This is a genomic window from Bradyrhizobium sp. Unk1, from assembly GCF_059512345.1.
Genome location: NZ_JCAMOP010000027.1, coordinates 75809 through 94389, shown reverse-complemented (window position 1 = coordinate 94389; position 18581 = coordinate 75809). Strand labels below are relative to the sequence as shown.

General features: G+C 64.6%; 22 protein-coding genes. 8 read left to right on the top strand and 14 right to left on the bottom strand.

Annotated elements, in window-relative coordinates:
- Positions 1 to 115: 115 nt before the first annotated feature.
- Together AC5ZFO_RS30280 and AC5ZFO_RS30275 are read right to left on the bottom strand one after the other, a co-directional pair.
- Entirely contained in the window at positions 116 to 754 is a 639-nt protein-coding gene (locus tag AC5ZFO_RS30280) for a ferric reductase-like transmembrane domain-containing protein (RefSeq protein ID WP_282519712.1), read from the bottom strand.
- 11 nt (positions 755 to 765) lie between these two features.
- On the bottom strand, positions 766 to 1254 hold the full coding sequence (locus tag AC5ZFO_RS30275; RefSeq protein ID WP_282519711.1) for a peptidase associated/transthyretin-like domain-containing protein: 489 nt from the start codon (positions 1252 to 1254) through the stop codon (positions 766 to 768).
- A gap of 371 nt (positions 1255 to 1625) precedes the next feature.
- Between AC5ZFO_RS30275 and AC5ZFO_RS30270 the strand changes: the two genes are divergently transcribed.
- On the top strand, positions 1626 to 3380 hold the full coding sequence (locus AC5ZFO_RS30270; protein WP_282519710.1) for a SulP family inorganic anion transporter: 1755 nt from the start codon (positions 1626 to 1628) through the stop codon (positions 3378 to 3380).
- Between the two features lie 13 nt (positions 3381 to 3393).
- Here the strand turns inward: AC5ZFO_RS30270 and AC5ZFO_RS30265 are convergent, their stop codons facing one another.
- Both AC5ZFO_RS30265 and AC5ZFO_RS30260 read right to left on the bottom strand, forming a co-directional pair.
- A complete protein-coding gene (locus AC5ZFO_RS30265; RefSeq protein WP_282519709.1) occupies positions 3394 to 3843 on the bottom strand; it encodes a DUF3085 domain-containing protein in 450 nt (149 codons plus the stop codon).
- Entirely contained in the window at positions 3840 to 4076 is a 237-nt protein-coding gene (locus tag AC5ZFO_RS30260; protein WP_282519708.1) for a hypothetical protein, read from the bottom strand. The genes AC5ZFO_RS30265 and AC5ZFO_RS30260 overlap by 4 nt, the downstream gene beginning before the upstream one ends.
- Before the next feature lie 171 nt (positions 4077 to 4247).
- Here AC5ZFO_RS30260 and AC5ZFO_RS30255 point away from each other — a divergent pair, with 171 nt between their 5' ends.
- From AC5ZFO_RS30255 to AC5ZFO_RS30245, 3 genes are all read left to right on the top strand, one after another.
- On the top strand, positions 4248 to 4415 hold the full coding sequence (locus AC5ZFO_RS30255; protein ID WP_282519707.1) for a hypothetical protein: 168 nt from the start codon (positions 4248 to 4250) through the stop codon (positions 4413 to 4415).
- Between the two features lie 58 nt (positions 4416 to 4473).
- Positions 4474 to 4692 carry a hypothetical protein gene (locus AC5ZFO_RS30250; RefSeq protein WP_028151408.1) on the top strand — a complete coding sequence of 73 codons (219 nt, stop codon included), beginning with the start codon at positions 4474 to 4476 and terminating at the stop codon, positions 4690 to 4692.
- Between the two features lie 243 nt (positions 4693 to 4935).
- The gene (locus AC5ZFO_RS30245; protein ID WP_282519706.1) at positions 4936 to 5943 is read left to right on the top strand and encodes an LLM class flavin-dependent oxidoreductase; all 1008 of its coding nucleotides are present in this window, start codon (positions 4936 to 4938) and stop codon (positions 5941 to 5943) included.
- A 36-nt stretch (positions 5944 to 5979) separates the two neighbouring features.
- Here AC5ZFO_RS30245 and AC5ZFO_RS30240 read toward each other — a convergent pair whose 3' ends face one another.
- The 7 genes from AC5ZFO_RS30240 to AC5ZFO_RS30210 form a co-directional block, all read right to left on the bottom strand.
- Positions 5980 to 7497: a tannase/feruloyl esterase family alpha/beta hydrolase gene (locus AC5ZFO_RS30240; RefSeq protein WP_282519705.1), complete on the bottom strand. Its 1518-nt coding sequence runs from the start codon at positions 7495 to 7497 to the stop codon at positions 5980 to 5982.
- A 195-nt stretch (positions 7498 to 7692) separates the two neighbouring features.
- A complete protein-coding gene (locus AC5ZFO_RS30235) occupies positions 7693 to 8568 on the bottom strand; it encodes an amidohydrolase family protein (RefSeq protein WP_282519704.1) in 876 nt (291 codons plus the stop codon).
- Between the two features lie 13 nt (positions 8569 to 8581).
- A complete protein-coding gene (locus tag AC5ZFO_RS30230) occupies positions 8582 to 8974 on the bottom strand; it encodes a RidA family protein (RefSeq protein WP_282519703.1) in 393 nt (130 codons plus the stop codon).
- A 25-nt stretch (positions 8975 to 8999) separates the two neighbouring features.
- The gene (gene hpaH / locus AC5ZFO_RS30225; RefSeq protein WP_282519702.1) at positions 9000 to 9803 is read right to left on the bottom strand and encodes a 2-oxo-hept-4-ene-1,7-dioate hydratase; all 804 of its coding nucleotides are present in this window, start codon (positions 9801 to 9803) and stop codon (positions 9000 to 9002) included.
- A gap of 3 nt (positions 9804 to 9806) precedes the next feature.
- Positions 9807 to 10667 carry a fumarylacetoacetate hydrolase family protein gene (locus AC5ZFO_RS30220; RefSeq protein WP_282519701.1) on the bottom strand — a complete coding sequence of 287 codons (861 nt, stop codon included), beginning with the start codon at positions 10665 to 10667 and terminating at the stop codon, positions 9807 to 9809.
- Positions 10668 to 10722: 55 nt separating this feature from the next.
- Positions 10723 to 11340: a flavin reductase family protein gene (locus tag AC5ZFO_RS30215; protein ID WP_014491471.1), complete on the bottom strand. Its 618-nt coding sequence runs from the start codon at positions 11338 to 11340 to the stop codon at positions 10723 to 10725.
- A gap of 3 nt (positions 11341 to 11343) precedes the next feature.
- On the bottom strand, positions 11344 to 12309 hold the full coding sequence (locus AC5ZFO_RS30210; RefSeq protein ID WP_282519700.1) for a Bug family tripartite tricarboxylate transporter substrate binding protein: 966 nt from the start codon (positions 12307 to 12309) through the stop codon (positions 11344 to 11346).
- Positions 12310 to 12438: 129 nt separating this feature from the next.
- On the opposite strand from AC5ZFO_RS30210, the gene AC5ZFO_RS30205 reads away from it, so the two are divergent.
- From AC5ZFO_RS30205 to AC5ZFO_RS30195, 3 genes are all read left to right on the top strand, one after another.
- Positions 12439 to 13239 carry an IclR family transcriptional regulator gene (locus AC5ZFO_RS30205; RefSeq protein WP_282519699.1) on the top strand — a complete coding sequence of 267 codons (801 nt, stop codon included), beginning with the start codon at positions 12439 to 12441 and terminating at the stop codon, positions 13237 to 13239.
- 136 nt (positions 13240 to 13375) lie between these two features.
- On the top strand, positions 13376 to 14671 hold the full coding sequence (locus AC5ZFO_RS30200) for an O-acetylhomoserine aminocarboxypropyltransferase (RefSeq protein WP_282519698.1): 1296 nt from the start codon (positions 13376 to 13378) through the stop codon (positions 14669 to 14671).
- Between the two features lie 4 nt (positions 14672 to 14675).
- Positions 14676 to 15458 (top strand): alpha/beta fold hydrolase, encoded by a 783-nt coding sequence (locus AC5ZFO_RS30195; protein ID WP_282519697.1) that lies wholly within the window; start codon positions 14676 to 14678, stop codon positions 15456 to 15458.
- Between the two features lie 6 nt (positions 15459 to 15464).
- On the opposite strand, the gene AC5ZFO_RS30190 is transcribed toward AC5ZFO_RS30195, so the two are convergent.
- On the bottom strand, positions 15465 to 16418 hold the full coding sequence (locus tag AC5ZFO_RS30190) for a sulfonate ABC transporter substrate-binding protein (RefSeq protein ID WP_038957690.1): 954 nt from the start codon (positions 16416 to 16418) through the stop codon (positions 15465 to 15467).
- A gap of 22 nt (positions 16419 to 16440) precedes the next feature.
- Complete coding sequence (locus tag AC5ZFO_RS30185; RefSeq protein ID WP_282519696.1) at positions 16441 to 16662, bottom strand: hypothetical protein; 222 nt, start codon at positions 16660 to 16662, stop codon at positions 16441 to 16443.
- 392 nt (positions 16663 to 17054) lie between these two features.
- On the opposite strand from AC5ZFO_RS30185, the gene AC5ZFO_RS30180 reads away from it, so the two are divergent.
- Positions 17055 to 17786: an SDR family NAD(P)-dependent oxidoreductase gene (locus tag AC5ZFO_RS30180; protein ID WP_496122948.1), complete on the top strand. Its 732-nt coding sequence runs from the start codon at positions 17055 to 17057 to the stop codon at positions 17784 to 17786.
- Between the two features lie 177 nt (positions 17787 to 17963).
- On the opposite strand, the gene AC5ZFO_RS30175 is transcribed toward AC5ZFO_RS30180, so the two are convergent.
- The gene (locus AC5ZFO_RS30175) at positions 17964 to 18575 is read right to left on the bottom strand and encodes a pyridoxamine 5'-phosphate oxidase family protein (RefSeq protein ID WP_282519694.1); all 612 of its coding nucleotides are present in this window, start codon (positions 18573 to 18575) and stop codon (positions 17964 to 17966) included.
- Between the last annotated feature and the right edge of the window lie 6 nt (positions 18576 to 18581).

Below are 18581 nucleotides of genomic sequence, written 5' to 3'. Positions count from 1 at the left end.
CCTGTCCGCCGAAGCCCAAAGGGCGAAGGCGGAAGCGAAACCCATCGCGGGCTGGTTGGTGACGAAGCATGATGGGTTTCGCAAGTCGCTCTACCCATCCTAACGCGCGGCCATGTCACTGCGGCGCAGTGCTCTCACCGCGCAACGTCCTTCGCTTTCGCCACACCTGCAAGTCAATCATGGCTTTTACGGTTGCCGCGAGGACGAGCGCGCAGAGCGCCGCCTTCGAGATCGTCTCCATCGTCCCCTCGATCAGCAGGCAATGGGCCACGCTGCCTGCGACGATGACGATCGCCAGCGGCATATGAATGAAGCGCCAGGTTCGCGGTCGCAGGCCCAATCGCCGGCGCAGGGCGGCCAAGAGTGCGACCGCGAAGATGGCCCACATGGCGGTCACGCCGAAGGGAGAGAACGGGGTCGGCGATGAGAAGGTCAGCGCGTCGATCATGTCGGGCGGACTGGTGATCCAGAGGCCAACGACATGGATCACGATCGCTGCGACCAGCGTGCCGCCGATCCAGTGATGCGCACGCCGTCCGCGATAGGCCGGGAATCCCGGCAGATATCCGCCGATCAGCAGGGGCTGAACGAGCACGAGGCCGAGGGCAACAATCCCCGCAAACCCGGCCACGACGTAGAGCGGACCGCGCCATGCGAGCTGCTCGCTTCCCGCTGCCGCGACGATCGGCACGCCAATGGCGAAAGCAAGGGCAACCCAGATCAGGATCACCCGGGCCAGTCTCCACCCCTTCATTCGCAACCCGGTCAGGCCGGCTGCAGGACGAAGTGCGCTTCCAGGCTCGTCTCCTTCGCGCTCCGCATCACCGGCCGCAGAAAGACGGTCTTGAACTCACCGCTGTCATAGGCGAGGTGACCATGCGGCTGGCCGAAGATGGGAATGATCTGCGGCATCTCGAGCCGGAACTTGCCGTCCTTGTCGGTGAGCGTGGCGCCATGACTCTGCGGTTCGTGCTCCTGCCCTTCGGTCGTGTGCGCCCAGATCTGGATGCGCTGCCCGACGAGCGGCGCCCCGTCGCCTGCGCGGCGTACGCTGCCGCTCATCCAGAAGCCGCCCTTGCCGATCCGGTCCACGGTCGGCGCGCCCTTGCGATAGTTGTTCGCGCCACCCGACATCGACTCGGTCGGCGCGAGGCCTTCCGCGCGGGCCGGCAACAGGAGCCCGGACATCCCGGCCGCCAGGACCGAGCCGCCGGCGGCGAGGAGATAGCGTCGGTTGAGTACGACCATGGTCATGTCAGTTCCTCCTCGACCCGTGCAGTGGCTCCGCCGAGGGTACAACAACAGGCGCAAAACGCCCAGTTGAGACGAAGGGCGCCATAGGTCGCAATAACAGGGTTGTGAACGGAGGCACAGGCCAGTCAAACAGCCGCTAACGAACGCCATTCTCGCGGCATGAAACGCCCGAGTTCGGTTTTGGTCCTTCCCCCTCTTCCGTGAAGAGGGCGCAGGGAAGACTTGGTGCCGGCTGGCACCCATGTGGCCCGCTGTGCTGCTTCGGCCATAGCGCCGGGTCACTGTTCAGCCTGCTGCGGGCGTAATAGCCTGATCGATCCAACACATCATGCGGGGCAAACTTGCTCAATGCGGGCTGGGAGAGACCATCAATGAAGCGCTGGTTGCCCGGACTCGACACTCTCCGTCAATATGAGGCAGCATGGCTTCCGCACGATATCTTCGCCGGCATCGTCCTGGCGACAATGCTGGTCCCGGTCGGCATTGCCTATGCAGCTGCATCGGGCCTGCCGGGCATCTACGGTTTGTACGCAACGATCGTGCCGCTGCTGGCCTACGCGCTGTTCGGCCCAAGCCGCATTCTCGTCCTTGGCCCGGACTCGGCGCTGGCGGCAATACTCCTTGGAGTCATCGCTCCCTTGGCCCAGGGCGATCCCCTGCGGGCCGTGACACTCGCGGGCATGATGGCGATTGTCTCAGGGACGGTCTGTATCCTGGCTGGTGTCGCGCGCCTTGGCTTTATCACCGAGCTTCTCTCGAAGCCGATACGCTACGGGTATATGAACGGAATTGCCCTGACCGTATTGATCAGCCAGCTGCCTAAGCTCTTCGGCTTTTCCATCGAGAGCGAGGGGCCACTGCGAAGCCTGTGGGCGATTGTCAGCGCGATCCTTGGGGGGCAGATAAACTGGGTCGCGTTCGCGATTGGCCTCGCCACGTTGATCGTGATCCTGCTTCTCAGGAACAACAAGCGGGTACCGGGGCTTCTGATCGCGGTCGTTGGGGCTACGCTCGTCGTCGGGGTACTTGATCTCGGGACGCAATACGGCGTCAAGGTGCTGGGCCCCCTTCCCCAGGGCCTGCCGGGTTTCGTTGTCCCATGGATCACCTCCAGCGACCTCGTCCCGGTGCTGATCGGCGGTTGTGCAGTAGCGATGGTTTCGTTTGCCGATACGAGCGTACTTTCACGTGCCTACGCTGCACGATTGGGGTCTCGGGTCGATCCCAACCAAGAGATGGTCGGGCTCGGTGCCGCCAATCTGGCGACGGGATTTTTCCAGGGCTTCCCGATCAGCAGCAGTAGTTCACGGACACCCGTTGCGGAAGCCGCCGGTGCCCGCACTCAACTCACCAGCGTCGTAGGCGCGCTTGCCATCGCGTTGCTCCTCCTGGTCGCGCCGAGCCTGCTCCAACATCTACCCACCGCCGCATTGGCCGCCGTCGTCATCGCATCGGCGATTGGCTTGATTGAAGTTGCCGATCTCAAACGAATCTATCGCATTCAACGGTGGGAATTCTGGCTGGCGATCGTCTGCTTTGTCGGTGTAGCAGTGCTCGGAGTCATTCCAGGAATTGGTCTTGCGATCGCAATCGCTATCATCGAGTTCCTGTGGGACGGTTGGCGCCCACACTCCGCCGTATTGGGGCGCGCCTACGGCGTCAAAGGCTATCACGACATCACACGATATCCGGATGCGCGCCGGGTCCCCGGGCTGGTCCTGTTTCGCTGGGATGCACCTCTGTTTTTTGCCAACGCCGAATTCTTCAGGGAACGCGTCCTGGAAGCCGTAGCGACATCGCCAACACCCGTGCGTTGGCTAGTTGTTGCCGCGGAGCCGGTCACGAGCGTAGACGTCACCGCCTGCGACGTGGTTGCCGAACTGGACCGATCGTTGCACGCGCAAGGCATAGAGTTTTGTTTTGCCGAACTCAAAGATCCCGTGAAGGACAAGCTGAAAAGATTTGGCCTCTTCGCGCAGCTTGGAGAGCATTACTTCTTCCCGACAATCGGCGTAGCCGTCGCCCGTTATCTCGAAACCAACAACGTGGAATGGGAGGACTGGGAGGACAACGACGTGCGGGGCTTGGAGAGAGTAGCGGGCCGAGATACCGCGTCTGGTCCTTAGCCGAGATTCAGACTCAAACCCGACGACTGCGTCCTGACGCGGTGTCATTTTTGTCCCGGATGCGCAGCGATTGCAGTCGTATGCTCGCCGCTCCTTTTTCGACGACAGCCACCGTCATCGTGTCGGGCTCGAAGGTCACCTCGACGTCGGCGCCGGCATCGACGGCAGTGCCGATCATCACCAGATCGACGAATTCCCTCCCATCGTTATCGCCGAAGATGGCGCGCTTGATACCCGACCAGGTTTGGACCGGCACCCTGAGCGGGTCGCATTCGTTTGCGTAGGCCAGAGTCACGCTGCCCCGAGGCCGGGCGCCGTTATGCACGAGATAGATGCCTTGGCCACCGACAAGCCAGAAACCGGGTGAATCTCGACCGTTCATGGCTCGCACCGAAACCGGCCATTGCCGGACGGCCTCGTTCCAGAGCGCCTTCAGCCTTGCATGAGGAAAGGTCAGCTTCACTGAAGTTGGTTCCGCCGAGCTGCGTGGTTATCCGTGATCGCGTCGGCAATCTGGTCGCGTGGCACAACGCACACGATCTTGGCATCATTCGGCAGGGCGAACGTCAGCCAATAGGTTTCGGCGTCGTACGGGGCGATCACCACGACGGCTTCGACGTAGGCAGCCTTGCTGTTGTCGGCGACGGAAAACCCAGCGTCCGTCAGCGCGGTGCGTTCCTGTTCGTCAAACTTCACGGCGTCATCTCGTGTCTGGAGGACGCCCCCGGCGACTCGCGGTTTACTCGCACCGCTTATGGAAACCTCGTTAAACCGCATTAAGGTTGTGAAGGATTGGCAATGTCCGGCGACGACGGGAGCCCGACGACTCGAGCGTCACGGCTGCGCGAACGAGACCCAAGCCGTTGAATGATCTTTCTTGTCAGCGCCGCATCCCTCAATATTCAGCAGGCATCCACTGGTGGCGCCGCAGCGCCCTACCGCGACTGCGTCCAGATGTCGCGCTCCTCGTCCACGGTCAGGACGATCGGCATCGGCTTCGGCTGGATCGGTTGTTACCGCGATTTAACTGGCTGATCTCTCCAGATCGGGCGAGGGCTGCACGCGAGCACACCGTCCGCGAGAACGACCAACAATGCCGGAAATTGAAATCACCGACGAGTGCCGCGCTCTGATTGCGGCCGAGTTCCCGTCCGACGATACCGGACAACGCCTGGCAAGCGGCAAATGGCAGATACAGATCGATGAGGTGACGTGGCAAATGCTGCACAAGGCACGGCGGCCCGGCGAGTCGGTATCGGACTGCATCATTCGCGTTATCATCATCATCCAGCACAAGCGCGGCTTGCTGTAGCTGCCGCCAACGGGAAAGGTGCCGGCCACATCTCGACCGCTGGGGGCTGAGCCAAAACTAGTAACGGAGGACGATTTCGCTCTTGAGAAGCAGAAAGGTAGATCCTGGCCCGCTACATCGTCTCTGACGTTAGCGCAGCAGATTTGGATTGCATTTGCGCGCTACGGGCGCGCTAACATTTCCATAATGAGCCACTACATGTGAGGCCGCAGCGCACATCGCACTCCCACCCGGTACCCACCCATGATCCCCTTCTCCGTGCTCGACCTCGCTCCCATCCGAAGAGGTGGCGATGCGGCGCAGGCGTTCCGCAATTCGCTCGACCTCGCCCAGCATGCCGAGCGCTGGGATTTTAAGCGGTTCTGGCTGGCCGAGCATCACAACATGACGGGCATCGCGAGCGCGGCGACGTCGGTGGTGATCGGGCATGTTGCGGGCGGGACCAGGACGATCCGGGTCGGGTCCGGCGGGATCATGCTGCCGAACCATTCGCCGCTGGTCATCGCCGAGCAGTTCGGTACGCTGGAGTCGCTCTATCCCGGGCGCATCGATCTCGGGCTCGGCCGCGCGCCGGGCACCGACCAGTTCACGGCGCGGGCATTGCGGCGCGACCTCGCCACGACTTCCGAAAATTTTCCGCACGACGTGCTGGAGTTGCAGGCGCTGCTCGGTGATGTCCAGCCGAACCAGGCTATCCGCGCCGTGCCCGGCTTTGGGACGAAGGTACCGCTCTGGATCCTGGGATCGAGCACTTTTGGCGCGCAGCTTGCGGCGATGCTCGGGCTGCCTTTCGCGTTCGCCTCGCATTTCGCGCCCCAAATGATGATGCCGGCGCTGCGCGAATATCGGGCGCGCTTCGAGCCGTCGGCGCAGCTCGACAAGCCTTACGCGATGGTCGGCGTCAACGTGTTCGCCGCCGAGAGCGACGCGGAGGCGCAGCGGATGTTCTCCTCGCTCCAGCAGCAATTCATCAATCTGCGCCGCGGCACGCCCGGCCCGCTTCCGCCGCCGGTCGACGACATGGACGCGCTGTGGTCGCCGGCCGAGAAGGCCATGGTTGGCCAGTCGCTGTCCTGCTCCGCCATCGGCGCGCCTGAAACGGTCGAGCAGAAGCTGAAGGCGCTGATCGCCGAGACCGGCGCGGACGAGCTGATGACGACGGGCCAGATCTACGACCACGCCGCGCGGCTGCGCTCGTTCGAGATCGCGGCCGAAGCGCGCGATCGGCTGGCGAAGCAGCCGGCAGCGTGAGCATCGCGCACCGTGAGTGTCACGGTGACGGATGAATTATGGAGCGGCGCAGGTGAAGCTCTCGGCCTGCTCGATGCTGCCCTGGCCAAGATAGCGGGCCTGGCGAGGATAGGGGCACAGCGGCCGGCTGCGCCCCGGCCAGGGTGTCGTCGCACCCGCGCGAGCTTCGATGCGCTCCGGCGCGCGGCCCTGCTCGACCCAGGTCACCAACGGGGTCAGCACGTCAAAGCTGTCGGTGGAAGGCCCTCCCGAACAATGATTCATGCCGGGCACAAGGAAGAGGCGGGCGAATTCGCCCGTCGCCTTCTCTCCGCCTGCCGCGTCCGTGAGCCGCTTGTACCAATCCAGCGTATCCAGCGCCGAGAAGGTTGGGTCGCTGACGCCGTGATAGAGCAGCAGCTTGCCGCGCCGCTGACGGAAACCGGAGAGATCGACTGCATTCGCGGAGATCGTCTGCACCGAGGATTCCGGCATCGCCGCGCTCGTGGCAAATATTCTCGTGTGGGCGGCCGTCACATCCACGGAGCGGTAGAAGTCGTAAACCGCCTCCGCTTCATTCGGTAACGGCGCCTGCGGAGGGGTCATATAGAGATATGCCAGCGTCGCTCCAAAGGACACGTTGAACGCGTTGACGCGGCTGTCGGGTGCCGTGCCGAGAATCCAGCGCCGCCATCCCTCCGTGGCGATTCCGGAGTCATAGGGATATGACGCATAGATCCGGCGCCCCTGTGCCGTGGTCGGCCCCTGGAAATGGTTTTCGAGTGCTGCGACTTGAGCAGCGGAGAGGCAGCTGGCGGTCTTCTCGGACGTACACTGCAGCGTGCGCGGCGAGAATCGACAGGCAGGCACATTGTCGATGATCCCGTCGGCAAGTCCATCGGCTGCGTCGCAGGACTGAACGATCGCCCTGGAGAGCAATTCCATATCGGCCTGAGACAAGGCCTGCGCCAGGATGGGGCGGCCGTCCGGGGCCTTCGGTGAGATCGCCGCAAAGCCTTGCGTCGACGCGGCCCCCGCAAGACCCTTCTCGGGCATTCGAAAAGCCGGTGCACCCGCTGCCACCCCATCGAAGTGCTCCGGGAAGCGCTGCGTGATCGCCATCCCGTGCCGCCCGCCATTGGAGCAGCCCAGGAAATAAGAGTAGCTGGGCAAGCGGCCATAATAGGTCTGGATGAAGTGCCTGGCTTGCCGGGTCACGACGTCGTCGGCGCGATAGCCGAAATCGATCCGCGCTTGCGGATCGAGGCCGAAGCTGGCGCCGCCGAGGGGACCCGGCGCGTTGCTGTGTCCGGCATCTGTCGTGACCGTCGCGTAGCCCTGATTGAGCGCGCTGGGCCGTCCGCCACCGGGCTGCACATCCCCGCTGCCGAGGACGCCATCGGTGCCTCCCTGCCCCTGGAACACGAAGCGGCCGTTCCACGCTTCCGGCAATCTGAGATGCAGGCCGATGGCAAACTTCTGGCCGTCAACGCCGGTTCGCTCGTCCAGGTAGGCAAGCACTTCGCAATGAGCGGCCAGCCCGCCGGCCGCCGGACGCAGCTGGGCCTCGCTCACGCGTATCGTCGGACCGGACTCCGATTGAAGCCGATCGCATGCTGTCACGGGCGAGACGGCGTCGCTGCCGGCGGCCGCAGTTGCGATAGAGACGGCGCACCCCACGAAAGCAAGCGCCGCACTCGGCCAAGATTGGCAGCGCAGCCTTCGCCGTGCCGAGACCATCAACATGCCCCCCGATCGTGAACGACCCGACTAGTCCGGAAAGCCGAACAGCTTTGCCGGATTGTGCACCAGGATCTTCTCCAGCTCGGCCTGGTCGGGCGCGTAGCGATACATCAGCTCGAGCAGGTCGGCGTCGTTGGGCGGCTGCTTGACGGAGACGGGATGCGGCCAGTCGCTGGCCCAGACGCAGCGGTCGATTGCGGCCTCGATATAGGCGCGCGCGATCGGGACCACGTCGTCGTAAGGCGGGCCAACCTTCGAGGTCTTCTCGCCGAGCGACAGCATCACCCAGAAATTGCCCTTGGCGAGCAGCTCGAGCATCTTGCGCAGGTTCGGATCGGCCTTGCCGGCTTCCGGATCGGGCCGCGCCATATGGTCGATCAGCACGGGGACGTCGAGATTCTCGTACTTGGCGACGCTGGAGACGATGCCGTCCTTCTCGGGCTGGATCTTCACGTACCAGCCGAGCTCGCGGATGCGCGCGATGGCGCGGGCGAAATCGGCGTCCGACAGCACCGCGCCGAGCTCCTGGCGGAAACTGAAGCGCGCGCCGCGCACGCCCGCGTCATGCAGCTTGGCGAGATAAGCGTCGTTCGCCTCCGCGAACACCAGCGCATTGGCGCAGCCGCGATAATTCGGGCCCATCGCGGCGAGGCCGTCGAGCACGACCGAATGATCCGCGCCGTACGTGGTGGTCTGCACGATGATGCCGCGCTCGATGCCGAGCGTCTTGTGCACGCGCAGCGCCGCTTCCCACGTCGCGGTCGGCATCCGGTAGGCCGCACCGGGACGCTCCGGATATTTATCGATGGGCCCCAGCACGTGAAACTGGCTGTCGACGGTCTTCGGCGGCGGCGCCTTGATGGGACGGCGCGGGTTCGGGTCGAACGGCAGATAGGTCGGCATGCGCGAGTCTCCTTCAGTCGATCACGGCAGTGAAGTCGCACTGAACCAGCGCGCCGCCGTCCATGTTGTCCATCGGCAGCGCGTGGCGCGCCGGGCGCGAATGCTCGTCCGGAAACATCTTCAGCCACTCGACATTGACCGGGCCGCGCTGCGTACGGTCCTTCAGCCACACCGTCATCTTGATGATGTCGTCCGTGGTGCCGCCGGCGGCCTCCACCGTCGCCTTCATGTGCGCGAACATGTTGGCGCATTGCGCGTCCAGGCCCTCGGGCATCACGCCGGCCGCATCGCGGCCGAGGATGACACCGGACATCACGAGATTGCCGATGCGGCAGGCGTTGGGAATCGGGTTGGCGTGCTTGAAGCCGCCGATGTGGATGCTCTTGCGGCGCGTTTGACCCGTCATGGTGCGCTCCCTCTTATGTGTTGATTCAGACGAACTGGCACGACACCGAGCCGAACACGCCATAGTCGGCGTGGAAGGTGTCGCCACGGCGGATGTCGACGGGCCGCGTGAACGATCCCGCCAGCACCACTTCGCCGGCCGCGAGATGTTCGTCATGCGGCGCGAGGCGATTGGCGAGCCAGGCGATGCCGTTGGCGGGATGGTTGAGCACGCCGGCGGCAAGCCCGGTCTCCTCGACCTCGCCGTTGCGGAACAGCAGCGCGCCGATCCAGCGCAGGTCCGCATCCATGGGACGGAACGGGCGGCCGCCCAGCACCAGCGCGGCGTTCGCCGCGTTGTCCGAGATCGTGTCCATGACTTTTCGCGTCTTGCCGGTATCGGGATCGACGCGATGCATGCGCGTCTCCAGGATTTCGAGCGCAGGCGTGACGTAGTCAGTGGCGTTGAGCACGTCGAAGATGGTGCAGTCAGGCCCACGGAGCGGCGCCTTCAGCACGAAGGCGAGCTCGACCTCGATGCGCGGCGCGTGGAAGCGGTCGAACGGGATCGGCGTGGCGTCGGCATAGAACATGTCGGCGAACAGCACGCCGTAGTCGGGCTCGGAGATGCCGACCGCGTTCTGCATCGCCTTCGAGGTCAGCCCGATCTTGTGCCCCTTGATGATGCGGCCGCGGTCGAGCTGAAGTTTCGTCCAGGCGCGCTGGATAGCGTAGGCGTCCTCGATGGCGAAGTCGGGATATTCCTTCGAGAACATCGGGATCAGCGTCTTGCTGCGCTCGGCCTCATCCAGGCGCGCCGCGAGGCGTTCGATCGTGGCGGTATCAAGCATGGGTTACTGCTCCGCGGCGACGGTGTTGCGCAGCACGCCGATGCGGCTGGACTCGACCTCAACGACGTCGCCCACCCTGAGCCAACGCGGCGGATCGAAACGCGCGCCCGCGCCCGTCGGCGTGCCTGTGACGATCATGTCGCCGGGCTTCAGGGTGGCAAAGGTGGAGAGATAGGAGATCAGGAAATCGAACGGGAACATCAGCCGCTCGGTCGTGTCCTGCTGCCGCACCTCGCCGTTGACGCGCGTGATGATGTCATGAGGCCCGCGCGGATCGAGCTCGTCGGCCGTGACGATCCACGGCCCGATGCTGCCGGAGCGGTCGAAGTTCTTGCCCTGGGTGACGTTGAACTTGCCGTGGCGCAGCCAGTCGCGGATCGTGCCCTCGTTGCACAGGGTCATGCCGAAGATGTGCGCGAAGGCCTGCTCTCGCGGGATGTGACGGCCGCCCTGCCCGATCACGATGACGAGCTCGCCTTCATAATCGAGCTGGTCGGACACATGCGGCTTCTCGATCGGCTGGCCGGAGCCGGTCATGGACGACATGCTGCGCACGAACAGGCTGGGATATTTGGGCAGGTCCGAGCTGTCTTTATACTCGGCGTTGCGTTCGGCGTAGTTGACGCCGATGCACCAGAGCTTTTCCGGCGCCAGCACCGGCGGAAGCAGGACGAGGCCTTCCAGCGCGTGGTCGGGCTTTTGTCCGGCCACCGCTTCCTGCACGTCCGCGAGCGCATTGGCCGCGATCAACGCTTTCACGTCGGAGAAGTCGCGGCCGATCCGCCTGGTCAGATCGACGACACCGCCTTCAACGGCGGCGCCGTAGCGCGGCTCTCCGTTCAAGAGATAGCTTACGAGTCGCATTGTCGTGTTCTCCGATGGTCTTCAGGCACAAGGGCCCGTGCGATGGGCCGCGCGCTCAGTCTTTGGATTTGGGAGTCTGGAAGACGGTGTTCAGCGTCACGATCTCGCCGAGACGGGCGTAGCGCGGGCCGCCGATGCGCGCGATCGGGTCGAGCGCCGCGGTCTCGACCTTGCCGTCATTCACGAGGCCGTCGCGGATGTGGAACATCACGACCTCGCCGACGATGAGCCGGCTGCGTGCCTCGCCGAATTCGAGGCACTGCCGGAAGCGGCACTCCATCGCCACGGGTGCCGCCGCCAGCCGCGGCACCTTGATCCGCTCGCACGGCAGCGTCTCCAGCCCGAGATGCTCGACCTCGCTGATTTCAGGCGGATGCTCGACCGAGCTGTCGTGCACCGCGGACATCAGCGGGGTATCGGCGATGTGGATCACATATTCCTCGGTATCGAGGATGTTGTGCGCGGTGTCCTTGTAATCGGCGCCCTTGCGGCCGACGCTGATGGCGAGCATCGGCGGCTTCTGCGAGACGAAGGTGAAGGCGCTGAAGGGGGCGAGGTTGAGCACGCCGGAGCGCGACAGGCTCGTGACCCACGCGATCGGGCGCGGCACCACGATGCCGGTCATCAGCCGGTAGATGCGCTCCGCGCCGAGCTCGGTGGGGTCGATCCGCATCGCTCAATCAGCCTTGATGTTGGCCTTGCGCACGACTGGAATCCACTTGGCGTCCTCGCGCACGAGATAGGCTTTGAACTCGTCCGGCGTCATCGGGGTGGATTCGCCGCCAAGCTTTTCGAACTTGTCGACCACACCGGGATCTTTCAGGATCGCAACCAGCGTCTCGTGAAGTTTGTCGACGATCGGCGCCGGCGTGCCGGCAGGCGCGAACAGGCCCGTAAAAGTCTGGCCGTCGAAGTCCTTGTAGCCGAGCTCGGCGAAGGTCGGGACATCAGGCAACGACTTCAGGCGATGTGGGCTGGTGACGGCGAGCGCACGGAACAGGCCGGCCTTGATGTGCTGAAGGCTGACCGTGAGCTGGTCGAACGCGAACTGCACCTGGCCGCCCAGGAGATCGTTGATCGCCGGCGCATTGCCGCGGTAATGCGCGGTGACCCATTGCAGGTCGAGGCTCGACTGCATCAGCTCGCTGAGCAGATGGTTGGTGGTGCCGGGGCCGGGCGAGGCCATCGTCAGCTTGCCGGGCTCGCGCTTGGCGAGCTCGATGAATTCCTTGAAATTCGTGGCCTGCACGGACGGGTGCACTTCGAGCACCAGCGGCGTCATCGAGATCGTCGAGATCGGAAGAAAATCCTTCTTCCAGTTATAGGCCTCGCGCTTGTTGATCTCGGTCGCGAACAGCACCGGACCGTTGGCGCCGACGAACAGCGTGTAGCCGTCGGGCGCCGATTTCGCGAAGGCTTCGCCAGCGATCATGCCGCCGGCGCCGGCCTTGTTCTCGATGATGAAGGGCTGGCCGAGCTTTTCCTGGAGCTTGTCGGCGACGATGCGCGCGGCGCTGTCGACGTTGCCGCCGGCGGGATAGGGAACGATCAGCTTGACGCTGCGCGCCGGCCATTGCTGGCCCGATGCGGGTCCCGCCAGCATCGCAGCTGCGGCAGCTATGGCAATCCAGATTAATCTCATGTTAACCTCCCGGCGGCGCTTCCAATTCCATATCGAATGCCGTGACGTCGCGCATGGCGCTCGATCGCGGCGCAATCTCCAGATGAGCGCTTTACCTGTCGAGTGAATTGTGGCGTTCTTGTCCATATTATGGACAGGACGAACTCCGCAAGATCCGCCCGCGGAACGCCTGAGCCGCGACAGGGCGCGCAGGCGATCCGGCGCGCGCTCGCGGTGCTGCGTATTCTTGCCGCAGGGCGCGAAGACGGCGTGCCACTGGCCGAGGTCGTGCGCGCGACCGGCCTCACCCGCCCGACCGTGCATCGCATCGTCCACGTGCTGATCGAGGAAGGCATCGTCGAACGTTACGAGCGAACCGGCCGCTACGCGATCGGCAACCAGGTGCCTGAGCTCGCACTTGCACGCCCGCGGCCGTCGCGGCTGCTGGTCGCCGCAAATCCGTCGCTGCGGCGCGCCTCCACCGAGATCGGCGACACGCTGTTCCTGACGGTGCGGACCGGCAACGACACGCTGTGCGTCGATCGCAGGATCGGAATCTATCCGATCCAGGTGCTGTCGATCGAGGTCGGCGCGCGCCGGCCGCTCGGCGTCTCTAGCGCAGGTGTCGCCATCCTCGCCGCGATGCCGGCGCCTGATGCGCGAAAAATCGTCGCGGCCAACGAGAAGCGATTCGAGGCCTACCGGACCGACGTCGCGACGGTGCTCGGCCAGGTCACGGCCGCGAGACGGCTGGGATACGGCATGAGGGAGATCGGCCTCGTGCAGGGCACGAAATCGATCTCCACCTGGATCAAGACCCCGGACGGACGGCCTGCCGCGGCGATCACCGTCTCCGCCGTTCGGACGAGGCTCGGCCCGCGACGCGAGCAGGAGGTGGTGGAGATTTTGCTGCGGGAGGCGCGGATCATCGAGCAGGCGATCGGGGGCTAGCTTGGCTGAGGCGACTCTTCGCCTCTCCCCGCAAGCGGGGCGAGGGGGCGCACCTTCGCCGCTGTCAATGGGCTGACGTGCCGCGCCATTTTATGGCACAACGGCCACCTCCGCCGACCGACCAACGAGGCCACGCATGCCCGCGCCAAAACCGCCTGCCTTCGAGACCCTGAGCCTGCATGCGGGCCAGCATCCGGATCCCGCGACCGGCGCCCGCGCGGTGCCGATCTACCAGACCACGTCCTACGTGTTCCAGGATTCCGATCACGCCGCCGCGCTGTTCAATCTGGAGCGCGCCGGCCACATCTATACGCGCATCTCCAATCCGACCACCGGCGTGCTGGAAGAGCGGCTCGCGGCGCTCGAAGGCGGCGTCGGCGCGATCTGCACCGCGAGCGGCATGGCCGCGCTGCATCTGGCCATCGCGACGCTCTTGAATGCCGGCGACCACATCGTGGCGTCGAGCTCGCTCTACGGCGGCACCATCAATCTGCTGGCGCACACCCTGCCGCGCTTCGGCATCACGACGACGTTTGTGAAGCCGCGCGACCTCGACGCGTTCCGCGCCGCGATCAAGCCTAACACGAAACTCGTGATCGGCGAGACCATCGGCAATCCCGGGCTCGAGGTGCTCGATATCCCGAAGGTCGCCGCTATCGCCCATGAGGCAAAGATTCCGCTGCTGATCGACAACACTTTTGCCACGCCCTATCTCAGCCGCCCCATCGAGCTTGGCGCCGACATCGTCATGCACTCGGCGACCAAATGGATCGGCGGCCACGGCATCGCGATCGGCGGTGCCATCGTCGACGGCGGCCGGTTCGACTGGCGCGGCTCCGGGAAATTCGGCGTGCTGACCGAGCCCTATGGCGGTTATCACGGCATCGTCTTCGACGAACAGTTCGGCACGAGCGCCTTCATCATGCGCGCACGCACCGAGGGCCTGCGCGATTTCGGCGCCTGCCTGTCCCCGACCAACGCGTTCCAACTCTTGCAGGGCGTGGAGACGCTCGGCGTGCGCATGGACCGGCACATCCAGAACACACATCTGGTTCTGGAGGCGCTGAAGTCGAACAAGGCTGTCGATTGGGTCCTGCATCCCTCGCTGGAGGACCACACGGACTATCAGCTCGCAAAAACACTGCTGCCGCGCGGCGCCGGCTCGATCGTCTCCTTCGGCATCAAGGGCGGGCGACCCGCCGGCCGAAAATTCATCGAATCGCTGCGCATGATCAGCCATCTCGCCAATGTCGGCGACGCCAAGACACTGGTGATCCACCCCGCCTCGACCACGCATCAGCAGATGGATGCCGAACAGCTCAAGGCCGCCGGCATCGGCGAGGAGCTGGTGCGCCTGTCGGTCGGCATCGAGACGGCAAGCGACATCATCGACGATCTTGCGCAGGCGCTGCGCATCTCGCAAAAGGTCTGACACCATGAAGCTCACTGTCAACGGCGCCGAGGTGTTTGTCGCAAACGGTGGCCGCGAGTTCGACAAATCCCTGCCCGCCGTCGCCTTCATCCACGGCGCCGGCTTCGATCATTCGACCTGGGCGCTGCACACGCGATGGTTCGCTCATCACGGTTTTGGCGTGCTGGCGCCCGACCTGCCCGGCCACGGCCGCTCGGCCGGACCTTCGCTGGGAGGCATCACCGAGATGGCGGACTGGACGGCGGCATTGCTCGCCGCGGCCGGCGTGGCGAAGGCGCACCTGATCGGCCATTCCATGGGATCGCTGATCTCGCTGGAGACGGCCGCGCGTCATCCCGACAAGGTCTCCGCGCTGAGCCTGATCGGCACCGCCGCGACCATGACGGTCGGCCCGGATCTCCTGAAGGCGGCCGAGGCCAACTCGCAGGACGCCAACGACATGGTGTCGATCTGGGGCCTCGGCTTCAACGCCGAGCTCGGCGGCAGCCTCGCGCCGGGCCTGTGGATGCATGGCGGCGCGCAGGCGGTGCTGAAATCTTGCGAGCCCGGCGTGCTCTTCAGGGATCTGTCGGCCTGCAATGCTTACGCGAATGCACTCACCGCTGCGGCGAGCGTGCAGGTGCCGACCACGCTCATCCTCGGCGAACGCGACATGATGACGCCGGCGAAGGCCGGCAAGGCGCTTGCGGCGGCGATCCCGCATGCGAAGACCGTCGTGGTGCCGGGCGCAGGCCACATGATCATGGCCGAGCGCCCGGATGAGCTGCTGGCGGCGCTGAAAGGCTGAGCCGCCTCAGGACCCCGGCGTCCACTTCCAGACGATGTCGGAGACGTTGACCGGCTTCGGGATCAGGCCGAGCTTTGCAAAGCGGTCGGCGACGGCCTGCTGGGTCCTGATCACCTCCGCGTCGAGCGGCACCACGCTGTAGACGGAGCGGTTGACGAAGCGCCTGACAGCTTCGATGTCGACGCCGGTCGCCTCGGCCTGCGCCTTTGCGACCTCCTCGTGATGCTGCTCCGCCCACTTGCCTTCGGAGGCGAAGGTCGTGTTGAGCTTCGCGACCAGCGACGGATATTTCTCGACGAAGTCGGTGTTGGCGATGTAGTAGGCGTTCGGCTTGTGCACGTCCTTGTCGAAGACGAGAACGCGCGCGTTCTCCTTCAATTCGGCGAGCGCGAGATAGGGATCCCAGATCGACCAGGCGTCGACCGAACCCTTCACGAAGGCTGCCGTCGCATCGGCCGGCGCGAGCGGCGCGGGCGTGATGTCGGACCAGGACAGGCCGGCCTTTTCGAGCGAGGCGACCAGGAGATTGTGCGCGCTCGATCCCTTGCCGAAGGCGACGCGCTTGCCCTTGAGATCGGCCAGCGTCTTGATCGGCGAATCCTTCGGCACGATGATCGCCTGGGTGTCGCCCTCGGACTTCACGGCCGCGACATATTTGATTTTTGCGCCGCCGGCCTGTGCAAAGATCGGCGGGGTGTCGCCGACGAAGCCGAAATCGACGCTGCCGACGTTGATGGCCTCGAGCAGCGGCGGACCGAACTGGAAGTCGATCCATTTGACCTCGATGCCCAGCGGCTTGAAGGCGTTTTCGAGCGTTTGGCGCTGGCGTACCGCCGGGAAGAAGCCGCCCTTCTGGGTGCCGATGCGGATTTCCGCCGGCTTGTCCTCGGCGCGTGCTGGTGCGGCCAGGGCGGTTGCGAGGAGAAGCGCTGCGGTCAGGATATGTCGTCGTGCAATCATGTTGCGGTCCTTTGCGTCAGGTTCAGTTGGCGAAGAGTGAGGAATTGGCGCGGCGGCTCCGCTCCGAAAACACCGCACGGGCTGCGCGTTCGGCCTCGCGCGCCGAGCGGAATTGGCGGCCTTCGAGGCTGTCGAACAGGCGCTCGGAGGAGAAGAAGCGGAAGCCGCGCTCATCTCTTGTGATGATACCGGCGGCGCGGTCGTGGATTTCAATAATGTAGGCGTTGGACTGGATTTGGGACATGACTGCTCGTTCGCCGGAATCTCGGCGTTCCTGTCGTGGGATCTGTGCTGTGGGAGGTTGCTAGGAGGCGATCAGCAACAACAACAGGCGCCGGTTGCCGCCGAGAAACAGCGCCGCGTCATGCACGCGTGCATGTCGCTGGGATTACGCTGGTGATCCGTTCTCATATCGCGGCATCAAGCTCGAGGAGCAGTTTCGATGCTGCGAATATCGAGCGATTGGTGCGTTCGGTCAATGAAATGGCTATCCATATTTGGCACGAGCGCGCTGGCGCGCTTCTCCCGGCGCAAGCACCGACAGACGGATTCATCTCGCGATGAGTTCAACAGGCGCGGGCGGCGGACATGGTACGCTCGCGCAACGTCAGAACAGACAATTTGGGAGATCCGGACATGGCGGATGATCTGAAGGGGCGCACCGCGCTCGTCACCGGCGGCTCGCGCGGAATTGGCGCAGCCGTCTGTCGCGCCCTGGCCGCATCCGGCGCGGCGGTGGCGATCAATTGCCGGGAGCAGATCGGACAGGCCGAGCAGCTGGCAGGCGAAATCGGCAAGCAAGGCGGTCGCGCCATTGTCGTTGCCGCCGACGTCTCGCAGCGGGATGCCGTGGCTGCAATGGTCGAGCGCGTCACGGCCGGGCTCGGGCCGATCGACATCCTCGTCAACAATGCCGGCATCGCCATCACGCGCGGCGTCGACGATCTCACCGAGGACGATTTCGACCGCACCATCCTGGTCAACCTGAAATCCGCCTTCCTGTGCACGCAGGCGGTGCTGCCGGAGATGCGCGCGCGGAAATGGGGCCGCATCGTCAACATCTCCTCCGGCGCGGCGCGCGGTGCCGGCTCGATCGGCCCGCACTACAATGCATCCAAGGCCGGCATGGAGGGCCTTACGCGCGGTTATGCGGCGCGGTTGGTGAAGGAAGGCATCACCGTGAATGCGGTAGCGCCATCACTGATCGAGACCGACATGATGAGCGGCCAGCCCGGCCTCGTCAGCCGCATTCCGCTCGGCCGCTTCGGCACGGCCGATGAGGTGGCGAAAGCCGTGATGCTGCTGGTCGACAATGCCTACATGACCGGGCAGACCATCGCGCTGAGTGGCGGGATGGCGTTTAATTGAGAACGGAGCCGCGATGTCCTCTTCCCTTCTCCCCTTGTGGGAGAAGGTGGCGCGAAGCGCCGGATGAGGGGTCTCTATCCGCGAACAACGCTTTTCGTGAGGATAGATACCCCTCACCCGTCTCGCCGCTATCGCGGCGAGCCACCCTCTCCCACAGGGGGAGAGGGTAAGAGAGAGCTACCACATCGTCGCAGCAGCCCGTTCCGGCCAGATGCGATCATATTCCGCGCCACCCACTTTATTCTCGCTCGTCTCGGCGAGGATCTGGCCGGGCGTCGGCAGCGTTTTCGGATCGATCCGCTTATCGGGATTCCAGAGGTCGGAGCGGACGATGGCACGGGCGCACTGGAAATAGATTTCGTCCACATTCATCACCATGACGCTGCGCGGCGCCTTGCCCTCGACCTTGAACGAGGCGAGCAGCTCGGGATCGACGGAGAGATGGGCGCGGCCGTTGGCCCGCACCGCGTTGCCGGAACCGGGGATCAGGAACATCAGCGACACCCTGGGATCGCGCACGATGTTGCGCAAGGAATCGACCCGGTTGTTGCCGCGGCGATCCGGGAGCATCAGCGTCTTCGGATCATGGATCCGGACGAAGCCGGGGAGATCGCCGCGCGGCGAGCAGTCGATCCCCTCCGGCCCGATGGTGGCGAGCGCGGCGAACGGGGCCTTCTCGATGAAGATGCGGTAGAGCGGGGTAACGTGGTCGGCGACTTTCAGGGTCGAGGCATCGTTGGTGGCGCCGTAGATGGCCTCCAGCTGTTCGACCGTTTCAATCACCGACATTCCGTT

Bases quoted from the DNA above. Each gene is read 5' to 3' on its own strand.
- AC5ZFO_RS30280 (WP_282519712.1), bottom strand. From the start codon at position 754: ATGAAGGGGTGGAGACTGGCCCGGGTGATCCTGATCTGGGTTGCCCTT.
- AC5ZFO_RS30275 (WP_282519711.1), bottom strand. From the start codon at position 1,254: ATGACCATGGTCGTACTCAACCGACGCTATCTCCTCGCCGCCGGCGGC.
- AC5ZFO_RS30270 (WP_282519710.1), top strand. From the start codon at position 1,626: ATGAAGCGCTGGTTGCCCGGACTCGACACTCTCCGTCAATATGAGGCA.
- AC5ZFO_RS30255 (WP_282519707.1), top strand. From the start codon at position 4,248: ATGATCTTTCTTGTCAGCGCCGCATCCCTCAATATTCAGCAGGCATCC.
- AC5ZFO_RS30250 (WP_028151408.1), top strand. From the start codon at position 4,474: ATGCCGGAAATTGAAATCACCGACGAGTGCCGCGCTCTGATTGCGGCC.
- AC5ZFO_RS30245 (WP_282519706.1), top strand. From the start codon at position 4,936: ATGATCCCCTTCTCCGTGCTCGACCTCGCTCCCATCCGAAGAGGTGGC.
- AC5ZFO_RS30235 (WP_282519704.1), bottom strand. From the start codon at position 8,568: ATGCCGACCTATCTGCCGTTCGACCCGAACCCGCGCCGTCCCATCAAG.
- AC5ZFO_RS30230 (WP_282519703.1), bottom strand. From the start codon at position 8,974: ATGACGGGTCAAACGCGCCGCAAGAGCATCCACATCGGCGGCTTCAAG.
- hpaH (WP_282519702.1), bottom strand. From the start codon at position 9,803: ATGCTTGATACCGCCACGATCGAACGCCTCGCGGCGCGCCTGGATGAG.
- AC5ZFO_RS30220 (WP_282519701.1), bottom strand. From the start codon at position 10,667: ATGCGACTCGTAAGCTATCTCTTGAACGGAGAGCCGCGCTACGGCGCC.
- AC5ZFO_RS30215 (WP_014491471.1), bottom strand. From the start codon at position 11,340: ATGCGGATCGACCCCACCGAGCTCGGCGCGGAGCGCATCTACCGGCTG.
- AC5ZFO_RS30210 (WP_282519700.1), bottom strand. From the start codon at position 12,309: ATGAGATTAATCTGGATTGCCATAGCTGCCGCAGCTGCGATGCTGGCG.
- AC5ZFO_RS30205 (WP_282519699.1), top strand. From the start codon at position 12,439: ATGGACAGGACGAACTCCGCAAGATCCGCCCGCGGAACGCCTGAGCCG.
- AC5ZFO_RS30200 (WP_282519698.1), top strand. From the start codon at position 13,376: ATGCCCGCGCCAAAACCGCCTGCCTTCGAGACCCTGAGCCTGCATGCG.
- AC5ZFO_RS30195 (WP_282519697.1), top strand. From the start codon at position 14,676: ATGAAGCTCACTGTCAACGGCGCCGAGGTGTTTGTCGCAAACGGTGGC.
- AC5ZFO_RS30190 (WP_038957690.1), bottom strand. From the start codon at position 16,418: ATGATTGCACGACGACATATCCTGACCGCAGCGCTTCTCCTCGCAACC.
- AC5ZFO_RS30185 (WP_282519696.1), bottom strand. From the start codon at position 16,662: ATGTCCCAAATCCAGTCCAACGCCTACATTATTGAAATCCACGACCGC.
- AC5ZFO_RS30180 (WP_496122948.1), top strand. From the start codon at position 17,055: ATGGCGGATGATCTGAAGGGGCGCACCGCGCTCGTCACCGGCGGCTCG.
- AC5ZFO_RS30175 (WP_282519694.1), bottom strand. From the start codon at position 18,575: ATGTCGGTGATTGAAACGGTCGAACAGCTGGAGGCCATCTACGGCGCC.